Source organism: Chryseobacterium suipulveris (assembly GCF_022811685.1).
Classification (GTDB): Bacteria; Bacteroidota; Bacteroidia; order Flavobacteriales; family Weeksellaceae; genus Kaistella; species Kaistella suipulveris.
Genome location: NZ_CP094532.1, coordinates 2,797,113 through 2,811,859, shown reverse-complemented (window position 1 = coordinate 2,811,859; position 14,747 = coordinate 2,797,113). Strand labels below are relative to the sequence as shown.

15 protein-coding genes are annotated in these 14,747 nt (G+C 39.3%); 5 read left to right on the top strand and 10 right to left on the bottom strand.

Features of this window, described 5'->3' with window-relative positions:
* The first annotated feature begins 96 nt into the window (after nucleotides 1-96).
* Nucleotides 97-435: a DUF3276 family protein gene (locus MTP09_RS13300; RefSeq protein WP_243548899.1), complete on the top strand. Its 339-nt coding sequence runs from the start codon at nucleotides 97-99 to the stop codon at nucleotides 433-435.
* A gap of 51 nt (nucleotides 436-486) precedes the next feature.
* On the opposite strand, the gene trpS is transcribed toward MTP09_RS13300, so the two are convergent.
* The 9 genes from trpS to ileS all read right to left on the bottom strand — a co-directional run bounded on the left by trpS (nucleotide 487) and on the right by ileS (nucleotide 8,268).
* Nucleotides 487-1,455: a tryptophan--tRNA ligase gene (trpS, locus tag MTP09_RS13295; RefSeq protein WP_243548894.1), complete on the bottom strand. Its 969-nt coding sequence runs from the start codon at nucleotides 1,453-1,455 to the stop codon at nucleotides 487-489.
* An 88-nt stretch (nucleotides 1,456-1,543) separates the two neighbouring features.
* The gene (locus MTP09_RS13290; protein WP_396022261.1) at nucleotides 1,544-2,131 is read right to left on the bottom strand and encodes a vancomycin high temperature exclusion protein; all 588 of its coding nucleotides are present in this window, start codon (nucleotides 2,129-2,131) and stop codon (nucleotides 1,544-1,546) included.
* A 253-nt stretch (nucleotides 2,132-2,384) separates the two neighbouring features.
* Nucleotides 2,385-3,026: a lipoprotein signal peptidase gene (locus MTP09_RS13285; RefSeq protein ID WP_243548891.1), complete on the bottom strand. Its 642-nt coding sequence runs from the start codon at nucleotides 3,024-3,026 to the stop codon at nucleotides 2,385-2,387.
* 81 nt (nucleotides 3,027-3,107) lie between these two features.
* The gene (locus MTP09_RS13280) at nucleotides 3,108-3,266 is read right to left on the bottom strand and encodes a DUF2683 family protein (protein ID WP_243548890.1); all 159 of its coding nucleotides are present in this window, start codon (nucleotides 3,264-3,266) and stop codon (nucleotides 3,108-3,110) included.
* Between the two features lie 66 nt (nucleotides 3,267-3,332).
* Nucleotides 3,333-3,575 (bottom strand): DUF6576 domain-containing protein, encoded by a 243-nt coding sequence (locus MTP09_RS13275; protein WP_243548889.1) that lies wholly within the window; start codon nucleotides 3,573-3,575, stop codon nucleotides 3,333-3,335.
* Nucleotides 3,576-3,688: 113 nt separating this feature from the next.
* Nucleotides 3,689-3,982 carry a putative toxin-antitoxin system toxin component, PIN family gene (locus tag MTP09_RS13270; protein WP_243548888.1) on the bottom strand — a complete coding sequence of 98 codons (294 nt, stop codon included), beginning with the start codon at nucleotides 3,980-3,982 and terminating at the stop codon, nucleotides 3,689-3,691.
* Nucleotides 3,983-3,988: 6 nt separating this feature from the next.
* Nucleotides 3,989-4,231 (bottom strand): hypothetical protein, encoded by a 243-nt coding sequence (locus MTP09_RS13265; protein WP_243548887.1) that lies wholly within the window; start codon nucleotides 4,229-4,231, stop codon nucleotides 3,989-3,991.
* 86 nt (nucleotides 4,232-4,317) lie between these two features.
* Entirely contained in the window at nucleotides 4,318-4,698 is a 381-nt protein-coding gene (locus tag MTP09_RS13260) for a TraR/DksA family transcriptional regulator (RefSeq protein WP_243548885.1), read from the bottom strand.
* Nucleotides 4,699-4,794: 96 nt separating this feature from the next.
* Entirely contained in the window at nucleotides 4,795-8,268 is a 3,474-nt protein-coding gene (gene ileS, locus MTP09_RS13255; RefSeq protein WP_243548883.1) for an isoleucine--tRNA ligase, read from the bottom strand.
* Between the two features lie 450 nt (nucleotides 8,269-8,718).
* Here ileS and MTP09_RS13250 point away from each other — a divergent pair, with 450 nt between their 5' ends.
* The 3 genes from MTP09_RS13250 to MTP09_RS13240 are packed head-to-tail and all read left to right on the top strand — an operon-like array spanning nucleotide 8,719 to nucleotide 11,864.
* Nucleotides 8,719-9,927, top strand: a complete 1,209-nt coding sequence (locus tag MTP09_RS13250) for an ATP-binding protein (RefSeq protein WP_243548881.1) — start codon at nucleotides 8,719-8,721, stop codon at nucleotides 9,925-9,927.
* 25 nt (nucleotides 9,928-9,952) lie between these two features.
* Nucleotides 9,953-11,257 (top strand): phenylacetate--CoA ligase family protein, encoded by a 1,305-nt coding sequence (locus tag MTP09_RS13245; protein ID WP_243548879.1) that lies wholly within the window; start codon nucleotides 9,953-9,955, stop codon nucleotides 11,255-11,257.
* Nucleotide 11,258: 1 nt separating this feature from the next.
* Nucleotides 11,259-11,864 carry a hypothetical protein gene (locus MTP09_RS13240; RefSeq protein WP_243548878.1) on the top strand — a complete coding sequence of 202 codons (606 nt, stop codon included), beginning with the start codon at nucleotides 11,259-11,261 and terminating at the stop codon, nucleotides 11,862-11,864.
* Nucleotides 11,865-11,877: 13 nt separating this feature from the next.
* On the opposite strand, the gene MTP09_RS13235 is transcribed toward MTP09_RS13240, so the two are convergent.
* Entirely contained in the window at nucleotides 11,878-13,125 is a 1,248-nt protein-coding gene (locus MTP09_RS13235; RefSeq protein WP_243548876.1) for an NAD(P)/FAD-dependent oxidoreductase, read from the bottom strand.
* A gap of 88 nt (nucleotides 13,126-13,213) precedes the next feature.
* Here MTP09_RS13235 and MTP09_RS13230 point away from each other — a divergent pair, with 88 nt between their 5' ends.
* Nucleotides 13,214-14,731, top strand: a complete 1,518-nt coding sequence (locus tag MTP09_RS13230; protein WP_243548874.1) for an HAL/PAL/TAL family ammonia-lyase — start codon at nucleotides 13,214-13,216, stop codon at nucleotides 14,729-14,731.
* Nucleotides 14,732-14,747: the final 16 nt, after the last annotated feature.

Sequence of the window (14,747 nt, the reverse complement as noted above, 5' to 3'; positions counted from 1 at the left end):
TAATTCAATTTTCTTAACAAAAAGTTAAAAAATAATTTTGCAATTAAAAGAAATCTTTTATATTTGTTTTTATAAGATTTCAAAATTTAGCTACAAATGAGTGATTACAAGGAACGCCACGAAAACGAAATTTTCACAAAGGTGTTGAAGGCAGGAAGAAGAACATATTTCTTTGATGTGCGCGAGACGAAAGCGGGGGATTACTATCTGACGATTACCGAAAGCAAAAAGAACTTCGGCGAGAATGGTGAGGCGACTTTCGAGAAACACAAAATCTATCTCTACAAGGAAGATTTCAAGAGTTTCGAAGAGATGTTTAAGGAATCTACGGATTTCATCATCAGTCAGAAAGGGGAGGACGTAATCTCTGAGAAACACGACAAAGACTTTAAGTCCCGCTCGTTCACGATTGAATCGGACGAAGAAATTGAATAAAACTAAAAAGCATCCACGAAAGGATGCTTTTTTACTTGTGATAAACTTGGGTTACATTCCCAAACTTTCCCTTACTCTTTTCAAAGTTGCAACCGCAACTTTTCTGGTTTTTTCTGCGCCCTCAAAAAGTTTGGCATCCAGTTCTGGCAAGTTGTTCATGTAGTAGTCGAATTTTTCTCTTTCGGTTTTGAATTTTTCTAAAATTAAATTCAACAATTCTGTTTTCGCGTGTCCGTAACCGAAATTTCCTGCGAGATATTTTTGTCTCAAGATTTCAGTCTGTTCAGGAGTGGCCATGAGTTCGTAGATTGCAAAAACCTTGTCTGTTGACGGATCTTTTGGCTCTTCCAGCGTTTTCGAATCGGTTTCGATTCCCATAATCTGTTTTTTCAATTGCTTTTCGGGCAAGAAGATATTGATGATATTTCCTCTGGATTTCGACATTTTCTGTCCGTCAGTTCCGGGAACATACATCGTGTCTTTCTGTAATTCCGCTCCCGGCAAAACAAAAACTTCACCCATTTGATTATTAAATCTCGCACCCATATCTCGCGCCATTTCCAAGTGCTGTAATTGGTCTTTTCCTACAGGAACAACTTCTGCATCGTAAAGTAAAATATCTGCCGCCATCAAAACCGGATAGGTAAAAAGCCCGGCATTCACATCTTCCAAGCGGTCGGCTTTATCTTTAAAAGAGTGCGCCAACTGCAACCTCGAATACGGAAAAAAACAAGACAAATACCACGACAATTCACAAACTTCAGGAATATCGCTCTGTCTGTAAAAATAGGTTTTCTCGGTGTCCAATCCCATTGCGAGCCAAGCCGCGGCAATCTGATAGGTGTTCAGTTTCAGTTCTTCAGCATTTTTAATTTGTGTTAAAGAATGCATATTGGCGATGAAAAGAAACGATTCGTTTTCAGATTTTTTAGAAAGTTCGATAGCGGGAATAATCGCTCCCAAAAGGTTTCCCAAATGCGGCGTTCCCGTTGCCTGTATTCCTGTGAGGATTCGTGACATACTTTGAGGATGAAGTAAAGATTGAGGTTTAGATTTGCAAAAATAGCGAAAAGAAAAACTTCAGACAATTTGCTGAAGTTTAGTTTTTTTAAGGAATCATTACTTTCTCACCACCAAACTTGGGTTTTATACCCAGAGCAAAATCCACGAAAACCTTCGCTCTTGCAAAATATTCACGGATTTTGATTTTTAGTCTCGAATTGTTGTTGACATCTTTCGCGTTGAAACCGTATGCGTCAATATTATTTTTTCTGGCAAGATAAACTGCTCTTTGATTATGAAATTTTTGAGAAATAATGATGAACGATTTCTGACCAAAGATTTTCTCTGCCCGAATCACCGAATCCAGAGTCCGGAAACCTGCGAAATACTGAAAAATATGATCTTTCGGAATTCCTCTTGCAATCAGTGCATTCATCATGTCTTCGGGTTCGTTGTAATGATGTACGGAGTTGTAACCACTTACAATCAGGTACTTCACTTTTCCTGATTTGTAAAGCTGTTCTGCGGCGTCGATACGGTATTTGAAATAATAATTGGTGTAACCTCTATCGGTTTTTTCACTTGTTCCCAAAACCAAACCGACTTTTTCGTTGGGCAGTTTGGAAATATCCGCAGTTACATAATCCGCTGTACTATTTTCAACAAGATAATTCGCACCTGTTACAAAAACAATTCCCAATACAGAAAGTATCAGGAATAACAGAAATATTTTTCTTAGAGCCTGTTTAAATTTTACCAAATAAACCTGAATTTGTTTTCCCCAACCCTAAAAGGAGCAAATTCAGGTTTATTTGGAAGGAAATTTTCCTCCCTTTAGGGACGGGGTAAAGAAAATTTCCGATATAATTTTTTTTTGAATAAAATTTAAACAGGCTCTTAGAATATTCATCAGTCTGAAATCTGGTGTCTGAAATCTGACATCTATTCTAGAAATCAAACCCATTCGGAAACGCTTTCTTTCTGAAAATCAAAAGCAAAGCGGCACCAACTGTGATCGCCGAATCTGCCACATTAAAAATATATTTGAAGAACTCAATATGTTTTCCGCCGATAAGGGGAAAGTTCTCCGGAACATTCCAGTCAACAAGTGGGAAATGCAGCATATCGACAACGCAGCCCTTCATAAAATGCGAGTATCCTTCGCCAAAAGGAACCACTTTGGAAACACCGCCGTAATCGATCCATCTGCCGATACTTTCGTCGTAAACGGTTCCACTGTCGAAAATCAGTCCGTAAAACATTCCGTCGATGAGGTTTCCGATTGCACCTGCAAAAATCATCGCCATCGGAATCAGCAGGTAATTGCCGTGAATGCCTTCTTTGAGCCATTTTCTAAAGAGATAGACCATTCCTCCGATGAGAAAGATCCGCACGATAACCAGAAAATACTTCCCGATCAAGCCCCCGAAATGAAAACCATACGCCATTCCCGGATTCTCGACGAAAGTCAGCTTGAAACCTGGGAAAACATCCACGCTTTCGCCTAACTGAAAGTTGGTTTTGATGTAGAATTTTGAAACTTGGTCTATTAATAAAATGATGAATGTTACAAATGCGATTTTCTTCATAATGAGATTGGAGATTTGGAGATTGGAGATTGGAGACTATTGAAGTCTCGTTTCTCTTGTCTTTCCGTCTCGTGTCTGTTTTTATTTTTTAGGTTTCGTCTCTTTTTTTACAAATGGCTTGCTGTCTGTTTTGGTATTTCGGGTATGAAATTTTTCAAACTTGATGCCCATTTCCTTTAACATACTTTTCAGGGCGTTGAGTTCCATTTGGTTTTTGGGGTGAACGATAAGTGATTCCATATTCTATTGTGTATAACTTATGCGGTTTCTTTCTATGTGGCATTTAGCGAAAAACTGTTTATTTTCTTATTTCTTTGACAATTCATCCAGTCTTTTTCGATCCTTTTCGCTTAAATCGTCAAGTCCGTTCTTCCCAATCTTGCTCAAAATTTCATCAATTTCCTTTTCCTTCTCCCGTTTTTCGGAATTAAATTTATCGTCGATCGTATAATTCTTTTCTTTGTCGGGCGCGATCTTCTCTTTGATTTCTTTCCTGAAAAAATATCCAAAAATTACGATAACAAGAAGGATTATAATTAAAGTGTTCATTGTTACTTTAATGTTTTTAAGAAATCTTCGGCTTTTACGACATCCACTTTCGGAAATTTTATTTTCTTTAAAATATTGAAATGCTTATCGGTACTTACTAAAAATTGTGCTCCTCAAGCGATAGCACAATCCACAAATTTATTGTCGTCCGGATCTTCGGTAATCAGATTCCATTTAAAATATTTATTGATCCAAATTACGTTTTGCGCATTTTCAAAAATCTCCATAATGGATTCAGCAACTACACCATCCAAATATTTTTTCAATATTTCTTCATACTCGAAAAGAATGTCATCGGTAATGCAGATTGTATATTCGCCGTCAACTAAAGAACTGAAAATTTTATGAAATCTAGATTTTCGTGAAACGGCAATCAATAAAACATTGGTATCTAAAACGACTTTCAACTGATGTTAATTTTTGGGATTGTATGGCGTTCTTTCTTCCCTCAGAAGCATTCGCTCCATGTCCTTATCTGTCCAATTATTTTTTTCCCAAATTTTATCGGCTTGATGTATTGCTTTTTCCGCAAGATATCTCACAATCAATTTTTTGATTTCCTTCAAATCTTTTTCATCTAAATTTCTCGAAAAAAGTTTCAGAATCTCAAGTTGAAGCGGATTCAGTTTACCTAAAGATGTTGAAGCATTGTCCATTTTAATAAATTTTAGATATCGAATGCGATTTAACTTCAAATTACAAAAAAGTCTGATGTCTGAAATCTGACATCTCGTGTCTATAATTATCGCTGCATATTTTTCGCCTCAATACTCAAAGTTGCGTGTGGAACTGCCATCAAGCGTTCTTTCGGGATGAGTTTTCCCGTAACTCTACAGATTCCGTAGGTTTTGTTTTCGATGCGGATTAATGCATTGCGCAGATCACGCAGGAATTTCTCCTGTCGTCCCGCCAAAATCGCGTTCTGCTCCTTGCTCAATGTTTCTGCTCCTTCCTCGAATGCCTTGAAAGTTGGGGAAGTATCGTCGGTTCCGTTATTCTGGTCGTTCAGGAAACTTTCGTTGATTAGTGCCAAATCTTTTTCTGCCTTCGCGATTTTCTCGAGGATTACCCTCTTGAACTCCTGTAGATCACTGTCGCTGTATCTTTGTCTGTCTTCTGCCATTTCTTCTTATGTTTGATTTTATTTGAATGTTTGATTTTGTTTGATTTTTCGGTTCAAATAACAATTTCAAACCTTTTCAAACAATTTCAAACCACGTCAAACTTTGGTTACATTTACTTTAAATTTCACTTCGTCAATTTCGATTTCGTCAAAAATTGAGAGGGAAGATACGATTTCTATTTTATCCGACAATACTTCGGCTGAAATATATTGACTATTGTTGATAAGTTCTTTCTCAAAAGGTGAATTTTCTTCCAACTGAATTGAGATTCTGTCAGTTAACTCAAAATCTTTGTCTTTTCTCAAGTTCTGAATTCTATTGATAAATTCCCTTGCAATTCCCTCAGATTTCAAATCGTCAGTCAGTGTCAAATCCAGTGCCACAGTGATTTTTCCTTCACTCGTCACCGTCCATCCCGGAATATCTTTGGTGAAAATTTCCACATCTTCAAGCCCGATTTCGTGTCCGGCAATGGTCATTGTTCCTTCTTTTTCAAGGTTTGCAATTTGCTCAGAGTTCATTGAAATGATTTCTGCGGCAACTGCTTTCATATCTTTTCCGAGTTTTGCACCCAAAGTTTTGAAATTCGGTTTGATCTGTTTTACAATTAAATGAGCCGCTTCTTCAGCATTAATTAACTGTAATTCTTTCACATTCACTTCCTGTTTAATCAGTTCAGAAACTGCTAAAATCTGCTCCTCTGTTTTTTTATCCAAAACCGGAATCATCACTTTTTGCAACGGTTGGCGAACTTTGATGTTTTCTTTCTTTCTTAATGAAAATACCATTGAAGTAATGGTTTGAGCCAAATGCGTTTTCTCCACCAAATCTGTATCGATTTTGCTTTCATCCGCAGTCGGGAAATCCGTTAAGTGAACAGAAACCTTCGATTCTTTTCCAGTCACTGCATTCAAATCCTGGAATAATTGATCCATAAAGAAAGGCGCAATCGGTGCAGAAAGTTTTGCAACGGTTTCCAAGCAGGTGTATAAAGTCTGATATGCAGAAATTTTGTCCTCCGTGTAATCGCCTTTCCAAAAACGGCGGCGGCAAAGTCTTACATACCAGTTACTTAAATTGTCATTAACGAAAGTATTGATTGCTCTCGCCACTTTTGTTGGCTCATAATCTTCGTAAAATTCTTTTACTTCTTTAATTAAAAGATTCAGTTCAGAAAGAATCCAACGGTCGATTTCCGGACGGTTTTCCACATCCTTTTCTTCGTATTTAAAACCGTCAACATTGGCATAAAGTGCGAAAAATGAATAAGTATTATACAATGTTCCGAAGAATTTTCGGCGAACTTCATCAATTCCCTCAACATCAAATTTCAGGTTTTCCCACGGATTGGCATTGGAAATCATATACCAACGTGTTGCATCGGGACCGTATTTTGCCAAAGTTTCAAACGGATCAACTGCATTTCCAAGACGTTTCGACATTTTCTGTCCGTTCTTATCTAAAACCAAACCATTGGAAACCACATTTTTATATGCAACCGAATCGAAAACTGCCGTCGCAATCGCGTGAAGCGTATAGAACCAACCGCGGGTTTGGTCAACACCTTCCGCAATGAAATCTGCTGGGAAAGCGTGTCCTTCATCAATCATTTCCTTATTTTCAAAAGGATAATGAAGTTGTGCATACGGCATAGAACCGGAATCGAACCAAACGTCAATCAGGTCGTTTTCGCGTTTCATCGGTTTTCCTGAATCGGAAACGAGGACAATTTGGTCCACAATATTTTTATGCAAATCAATCTCCGCATAGTTTTCCGCCGACATATTGCCGATTTCAAAATTTTTGAACGGATTTTCGGACATTACACCTGCAGTGATTGATATATTAATTTCTGAAATTAATTCTTCAACTGAACCGATAATTTTTTCTTCTTTGAAATCATCCGTTCTCCAGATTGGCAAAGGAATTCCCCAATATCTTGAACGGGAAAGATTCCAGTCGTTTACATTTTCCAACCAGTTTGCAAAACGACCTTCACCGGTGGATTTCGGTTTCCAGTTGATGGTTTCGTTCAGTTCAACCAAACGCTGACGTTTGTCGGTCATTTTCACAAACCACGAATCCAACGGATAGTAAAGAACCGGCTTGTCCGTTCTCCAGCAATGCGGATAAGAGTGGACGTATTTCTCAACCTTAAATGCCTTGTTTTCAGTTTTTAAGAGAATGGCGAGTTCCACATCCCAAGATTTCTCAGGAGCAATTCCGTCATCGTAATATTCGTTTTTGATGTATTTTCCACTGAAAACTTCCGGAACATTTTCACCTTTCAAAAATTTTCCCTGAAGGTCAACAAGCGGAACAAGATTATCGTTTTCATCTTTCACCAACATCGGAGGAACGCCGTTTTCTTTCGCAACACGCGCGTCATCCGCACCAAAAGTCGGCGCAATATGCACGATTCCGGTTCCGTCTTCTGTTGTTACGAAATCGCCAACAATTACTCTGAACGCTTGCTCAGGAGTTTCATTTGGCAAAAACCACGGAATCAGTTGTTCGTATTCAGTTCCGGCTAAATCTTCACCGGTAAATTCTGCTAAAATTTGGTAAGGAATCGTTTTGCTTTCGGAAGTGTAATTTTTGAAATCTTCTTCTGTTCCTTCAACATATTTTTTACCGAAATTTTTCACCAAAAGAACTCTTGCCAAAACAATATTAATTGGCTCGAAAGTATATTGGTTAAAGGTTTTTACTAAAACATATTCGATGTCGCGACCAACTGCAAGTGCTGTGTTTGAAGGAAGTGTCCAAGGAGTGGTCGTCCACGCTAAAATGTGGATTGGCTCTTCTTTTTCTTTATCAAATTCTGCCCAGTGCATCGCACCACCACAAGTATGTTCTGCAATGTCGCATGCTTCTGTGCTTCCTGCCCCTAGTTTTTTGTTTAAAGCTTCAGACAATTTTTTCACCTTAAACTGTGCAACAATCGTCGTATCGCTCACATCGCGGTAAGTTCCAGGCTGATTCAGTTCGTGCGAGGAAAGTCCGGTTCCCGCTTTTGGAGAATATGGTTGAATGGTGTAACCTTTGTAAAGCAACCCTTTGTCGTAGAGTTGTTTCAGCAACCACCAAACGGTTTCCATATATTTTGGTTCGTAGGTGATGTAAGGATCATCCAAATCCACCCAATAACCAATTTTTTCGGTCAGGTCGTTCCAAACGTCGGTGTAGCGCATTACGGCTTCACGACAGGCTTTATTGTAATCTTCAACGGAAATTTTGGTTCCGATGTCTTCTTTGGTGATGCCCAATTCTTTCTCAACGCCCAGTTCTATTGGCAAACCGTGAGTGTCCCAACCTGCTTTTCTGAATACTTTTTTACCGTTCTGCGTCTGAAAACGGCAGAAAATATCCTTAATCGCTCTCGCCATTACGTGATGAATTCCCGGCATTCCGTTTGCGGAAGGCGGCCCTTCGTAAAATACATATTCCGGTTGTCCTTCACGGATTTCAACCGATTTTCTGAAGGTGTCGTTTTCGTTCCAAAATTTGGAAACTCCGTCGGCAACTGCGGTTAAATCAAGGTTTTTGTATTCGTTAAACTTCTTCATTTTCAAACTGTTCTGTTGCAAATTTTAAGAGTGCGAATATAAGGAATTTTAAGGAAAATTTCACTGATTTTCTAAGAGGTTTTTGTTTGAAATACCTTGTTTAGAGCTTGTTTAAATTTTATTCAAAAAAAAATTATATCGGAAATTTTCTTTACCCCGTTCCTAAAGGGAGGAAAATTTCCTTCCAAATAAACCTGAATTTGCTCCTTTTAGGGTTGGGGAAAACAAATTCAGGTTTATTTGGTAAAATTTAAACAGGCTCTTAATGAATGTGAAAAATTACTTTCATTTAAAATGGAAGATATTGTTTGTTACTGATGGATAAAGGTTTTCGTTATAAATGAAAGATTGTATTTGTTATTAAACTACAATATTATTTGATAGTAACGAACGAAAATATTTGATAGTATCAAATAAAAATGTACATTTGTAATGAATAAAATTAGTATTATGCTAACAGAGAGTCAGTTAATGGAAGTTATCGATTATCAAAATGAAATATTTTTTGATAAAAAACTCGGTTTGGAAAGAGAAAAACTAAATGAAATCGAGGTGTATGATAATTTTGTTATCCTGATCACGGGTGTTCGAAGAGCCGGAAAAAGCACAATGATGCTTCAGTTGATGAACAAAAATCTTGAAAATTCTCTTTTTCTGAATTTTGAAGACCCGAGATTGGCAGGTTTTGAAATGACCGACTTTCAGCGCTTGGATTCCATCATCAAAGAAAGAAATGTAAAGCAACTTTTTTTTGATGAAATACAGATATTTGAAGGTTGGGAACTCTATGTTCGGCAAAAATTAGACGAAGGTTATAAAGTTGTTGTTACAGGTTCTAATGCTTCATTGATGAGCCGCGAATTAGGAACAAAACTTACCGGAAGAAATCTCCCATATGAACTCTTGCCATTTTCTTTTTCCGAGTTTTTAAAATTCAAAGAATTGGAAAGCAGTAGTTCTGCAACCGAAAAATATCTTGCCGATGGTGGTTTTCCTGAATTTCTAATCACAGGAAACGGATTGGTTCTGCAGCGACTTTTAATCGATGTTTTGAATCGCGATATCGCCGTGAGATATGGAATCCGTGATGTGAATTCGCTGTTTCAGTTGACGGTGTATTTAATCTCGAATATCGGAAAACCGGTTTCAGCAACCAAAATGAAGGATTTGTTTGGACTGAAATCTGTGAGCGCTATCACTGATTATTTTTCACATTTGGAAAATTCATATATCGTTCAGTTCCTCCCGAAATTCAGTTATTCCGTTAAAACGCAAATCCGGAATCCGAGGAAAGTTTATGTCATCGATTTGGGACTTTTCACCCATAATTCCATCGTTTTTACCGAAGAAAAAGGAAGGCGTTTGGAGAATGCGGTTTACCTTCATTTGAGAAGAAAATATCAGGAAATCTATTACTTTAATGAAAAAAAAGAGTGTGATTTTGTGGCGATAGAAAAGGGAAAAGCAGCACAAGTCGTTCAGTCGTGCTACGAAATAACCGCCGACAATATGAAGCGCGAATTCGACGGGTTGCTCGATGCGCTGAATTTTTTCGACGAACCGAAAGGAAAAATAGTTACTTTTGACCAGAAGGATTCATTTGATGTCGATGGAAAAACAATAGAGTTGGTTCCGCTTCACGAATATTTGCTTCAATAATTTTTTTAAAAAAAATTCTGACACTTTGAACCTTAAACCATCCATAGAATACGCCTCCAAAGAAGAAATCAAATCTTTTCAGGAGCAGAAACTGCGGGAACTTCTAACTTATTTAAAAGAAAATTCCGACTTCTACCAAAAGCTTTTTGCAGAGAATCAAATTGATATTTCGGCGATTAAAACATTGGAAAACCTTTCAAAATTACCCACCACTTCCAAAGACGACCTTCAGAAAAACAACCTCGATTTCTTCTGTGTTCCCACGGATAGAATTGTGGATTACAGCACAACTTCCGGCACACTCGGCGATCCGGTCACTTTCGGACTTTCAGACCAAGATTTGGAACGGCTTGCTTATAATGAGGCGATTTCTTTTGCCTGTGCAGGAATAGAAAAAGGTGATTTGGTACAGATGATGACCACCATCGACAAGCGGTTTATGGCAGGAATGGCTTATTTTCTTGGTTTACGAAAAATGGGAGCAGGAGTCATCCGAATGGGACCCGGAATTCCTGAACTTCAGTGGGACAGCATTTTGCGTTACCGACCGAAATGGTTGATTACCGTTCCGTCATTTCTTCTGAAAATGATCGAGTACGCTGAAAATCACGGAATTGACTATCAGAATTCATCCGTTTACGGCGCGGTTTGCATTGGTGAAAGCTTGCGCGAACAGGATTTCACCGACTCGGAACTTTCAAAAAAAATTGCTGAAAAGTGGAACATCAAACTGTTTTCAACGTATGCCTCCACTGAAATGAGTACCGCCTTTACCGAATGTGAATTTCAAAAAGGTGGGCATCACCATCCGGAGCTGATCATTACTGAGATTCTGGATGATGACCAAAACCCCGTCAAAGAAGGTGAAAGCGGCGAACTGGTCATCACAACTTTAGGAGTTGAAGCAATTCCGCTGCTGAGATTCAGGACGGGAGATATCGTAAAGCCGCACTACGAACCATGTGAATGCGGCAGAACAACGATGCGGCTCGGTCCGGTAATCGGGCGAAAACAACAGATGATTAAATACAAAGGAACGACGCTTTATCCGCCAGTTCTGAGTGATCTGCTCCGTTCTTATCAGGGGATTTCCTGTTATCAAATCATTATTAGGAAAGATAAGGTAGGGATGGATGAAATACTGGTGAAAGTCAGCTGCAAAGACGAATCGGAGAAATTTATCAAAGAAGTGAAAGACCACTTTCGCGCGAAGATCAGGGTTTCACCCGAAATCGAGGTTTGCACCCACGAAGAGCTTTTCAGGGAAGTGCACCATGCGTTAAGTAGAAAACCGATTAATTTTATAGATTTGCGCGACAAAAATTACTAAAATGAAAAAATCACTTCTTCTTGTATTTGCCGCTTTATCGGTAATGATTTCCGCACAAAAGCTAAATGTTGTTTCTGGAAGTTTCGATTTCTTGAAAGGTCAGAAAGAAGTCAATGTAAAGGTTACTTTTGACGATATGAAAATGATGGCGGAAAATCTCACCGAAGAGCAATACCTGGAAAACCGAAAAAGAGATATTCTGGATGGAAATCCAAAAAACGAAGACGAATGGAAGAAGTGGAGCGAAGATTGGCAGCAAAACAAAACCCGGTTCGCCGATGACTTTGCAAAAGGATTAAGCCCGATGAAAAATATCGTTTTTGGTAAAGACCTTCCCTCAAAGTACACGCTGATCGTGGAAACCAAGTGGCTTTATCCCGGTTGGTACGGCGGTATGATGATGCAGCCCGCAAAACTTACTTCGGTATTGAAGTTTGTGGAAACCGATAATCCGACACAAGTCCTGCTCAAGCTGGAAGGCGATAAGATTGACGGAATTGGCGCAAAAGGCAGAAACCTGGTCATGGAGTACGGCAGAGTCGCGCTTGCTTACCAGAAAACCGGGAAACTGCTGATGAAAGAAATCAGCAAAAACTTAAAGAAATAACTCGCGCGGATCGCTAAAAATCCACCGACTTATTTTCCTCAAGAAGTTTGGCGATATTCCGAATGGCATTCTTGTGCTTTTTCACATACGGATTTTCCTTATTCCAAACGTATCCCGCCAAAACCGCACAGATTTTTTTCTTCACCTCAGGATTTTCCGGTTGGTGGAAGAATAATGTTTGCAGATTTCCGGTGTACCATTCCTGCACATAGGTCGAGAAAACATCGACGCCGTAAAGAATATATTCCTTAAAATCTTTCTCCCAATCGACGGTTTCTCCCTCGATCTGCCGTTTTGCAAGTTTTGCGGCAAGCATTCCGCCTTCAGTTGCAAAGGCCATTCCCGAAGAAAAAACGGGATCCAGGAATTCCGAAGCGTTTCCGGTTAATGCAAATCCGTCGCCGTAAAGTTTTTTCACAGAACAGGAATAATTGGTGAGTTTTCTCGGCTCAAAAAGAAATTCCGAATTCAGATAGCGATCGCGGTAGTAATCGGATTGGTTGATTGCGTTTCGCAGCGCTTCTGTATTATCACCACTTTCGGAAAGTCCTTCGATAAAATCAGTTGGTCCTACAATACCGATGCTCGTATTTCCATTGGAAAAAGGAATGACCCATAGCCAAACTTTCGTCTGCAAAACGTCGAAAGTAATCAATGTCCCTTCCTGTCCCGGAACTCGCGTATCGTCTTTCACGTGGGTAAAAATTGCAGAGTGCGGATCGAGTTTTGAGGGTTTCTCTAAGTCGAGAAGTCGCGGTAGAACTCTTCCGTATCCGCTGGAGTCGATCACGAATTTCGCGTGGATTTCTTTAGTATCGCCATTTTTGTTTTTCACGGTTGAAACCGAATCTGTACCGTTGAATTTAATATCGGTGAGTTCTGTTTCAAACTCGATATCCACACCTTTTGAAATGGCGGCTTTAGCCAAAGTATCATCGAAATCAGCACGGGGAACCTGCCAAGTCCAGTCCCAACCTTCACCAAACTTGTCGCTAAAGTTAAAATTACAAACCTGATCGCCCCTTAAAAATCGCGCCCCTAATTTCTTCTCAAAACCCATCTCATCCAATGCCGGGAAAAGTCCCGCTTCTTCGAAATGATCCATCACTCGCGGAATTAAGCTTTCTCCGATGACGAATCGTGGGAATTTAGCTTTTTCGACCACCTTCACTTTCACACCGTTTTGCTGCAGCCAAGCTGAAGATACGCATCCGGACGGACCGGCTCCAACTACCAATACATCCACAAATTCTTTAACCATAGCGGGATATTTTTTTAATAAAATTATATCTTTGCCAAAATTAAAGACAATAATTTGAATTAATTCAAATTCAGCCCATTAAATTTAAATGAAGCTTACCAATAATTTGAAAATCGATGATTTTCAGCGTGTTATTTTTGAAAATGAAAAGATAGAGTTAGACGACTCGCTTTTGGAGAAGGTTAACGAAAGTTTCCAGTTTCTAAAAAAATTTTCCGAGAAAAAGATAATATATGGCGTCAATACCGGATTTGGTCCGATGGCGCAGTACCGAATAAAAGATTCCGACAAACACCAGCTGCAGTATAACCTGATCAGGAGCCATTCTTCCGGAACCGGAAATCCCCTGAAACCCGATGCGGTGAAAGCGGCGATGCTTGCTCGGCTCAGTTCACTTTCTCAGGCAAAATCAGCGGTGCATCCGTCGGTAATTATGTTGCTTAAAGAATTGATTAACAGAGACATCACGCCCTTGATTTTCGAGCACGGCGGAGTTGGCGCAAGTGGCGATTTGGTTCAGTTGGCGCATCTTGCACTTGTCTTGATCGGTGAAGGCGAGGTTTTTTATAAAGGTGAAAGAAAATCAACGAAAGAAGTTTTTGACGCAGAAAATCTAACCCCGCTCAACATCGAAATCCGTGAGGGAATTGCAATGATGAACGGAACTTCCGTAATGACCGGAATCGGGATCAACAATACTTTTTACGCAAAAAAAATGGTAGATTATTCCGTGCGTTTTTCGTGTGCGATCAATGAAATTGTTCAGGCGTTTGACGACCATTATTCAGAATCCCTCAATGCGACCAAAAAACATTTGGGACAACAAAAAGTTGCGCAGTTGATGAGAGGTTATCTTGCAGATTCACAACTCATTAGAAAAAGAGAAGATTACCTTTACAACGGGGAAAATAATGAGGAAATCTTCAAAGATAAAGTGCAGGAATACTACTCGCTTAGATGCGTTCCGCAGATTTTGGGCCCTGTTCTCGATACGGTGGAGTTTACTGAAAACGTTCTTGAAAACGAGGTGAATTCTGCAAACGACAACCCGATCATTATTCCAGAAGAAGAGCACGTTTACCACGGCGGAAATTTTCACGGCGACTATATTTCTTTAGAAATGGACAAGCTGAAAATCGTGGTAACCAAACTCACAATGCTCGCTGAGAGACAGCTCAACTATTTACTGAACTCCAAAATCAACGAGATTCTGCCGCCGTTCGTCAACCTCGGAAAACTGGGTTTCAACTTCGGAATGCAGGGAGTGCAGTTTACGGCGACTTCTACAACCGCTGAAAATCAAATGCTTTCGAACCCGATGTACGTTCACAGTATTCCCAACAACAACGATAACCAGGATATTGTGAGTATGGGAACCAACGCCGCACTGATCTGTGAAAAGGTCATTGAAAATGCGTTTGAAGTCTTGGCAATCGAGCTTATCACCATTGTTCAGGCGATAGAATATTTAGGTTTTAAGGACAAGGTTTCTGCATCGACGAGGAAACTTTATGACGATGTGCGAGAAATCGTTCCTGCTTTTTCGGAAGATTTGGTAATGTATCCTTTTGTGGGGAAAGTGAAAACCTATTTAAAAAATTCCTAAATTTACCATTAATTAC

What these genes read in the sequence shown, in the direction of transcription:
- MTP09_RS13300 (WP_243548899.1), top strand. Translation starts at nt 97, where the DNA reads ATGAGTGATTACAAGGAACGCCACGAAAACGAAATTTTCACAAAGGTG.
- MTP09_RS13240 (WP_243548878.1), top strand. Translation starts at nt 11,259, where the DNA reads ATGAAAAAATCACTTCTTCTTGTATTTGCCGCTTTATCGGTAATGATT.
- MTP09_RS13280 (WP_243548890.1), bottom strand. Translation starts at nt 3,266, where the DNA reads ATGGAATCACTTATCGTTCACCCCAAAAACCAAATGGAACTCAACGCC.
- MTP09_RS13230 (WP_243548874.1), top strand. Translation starts at nt 13,214, where the DNA reads ATGAAGCTTACCAATAATTTGAAAATCGATGATTTTCAGCGTGTTATT.
- MTP09_RS13285 (WP_243548891.1), bottom strand. Translation starts at nt 3,026, where the DNA reads ATGAAGAAAATCGCATTTGTAACATTCATCATTTTATTAATAGACCAA.
- MTP09_RS13265 (WP_243548887.1), bottom strand. Translation starts at nt 4,231, where the DNA reads ATGGACAATGCTTCAACATCTTTAGGTAAACTGAATCCGCTTCAACTT.
- MTP09_RS13260 (WP_243548885.1), bottom strand. Translation starts at nt 4,698, where the DNA reads ATGGCAGAAGACAGACAAAGATACAGCGACAGTGATCTACAGGAGTTC.
- MTP09_RS13235 (WP_243548876.1), bottom strand. Translation starts at nt 13,125, where the DNA reads ATGGTTAAAGAATTTGTGGATGTATTGGTAGTTGGAGCCGGTCCGTCC.
- trpS (WP_243548894.1), bottom strand. Translation starts at nt 1,455, where the DNA reads ATGTCACGAATCCTCACAGGAATACAGGCAACGGGAACGCCGCATTTG.
- ileS (WP_243548883.1), bottom strand. Translation starts at nt 8,268, where the DNA reads ATGAAGAAGTTTAACGAATACAAAAACCTTGATTTAACCGCAGTTGCC.
- MTP09_RS13275 (WP_243548889.1), bottom strand. Translation starts at nt 3,575, where the DNA reads ATGAACACTTTAATTATAATCCTTCTTGTTATCGTAATTTTTGGATAT.
- MTP09_RS13250 (WP_243548881.1), top strand. Translation starts at nt 8,719, where the DNA reads ATGCTAACAGAGAGTCAGTTAATGGAAGTTATCGATTATCAAAATGAA.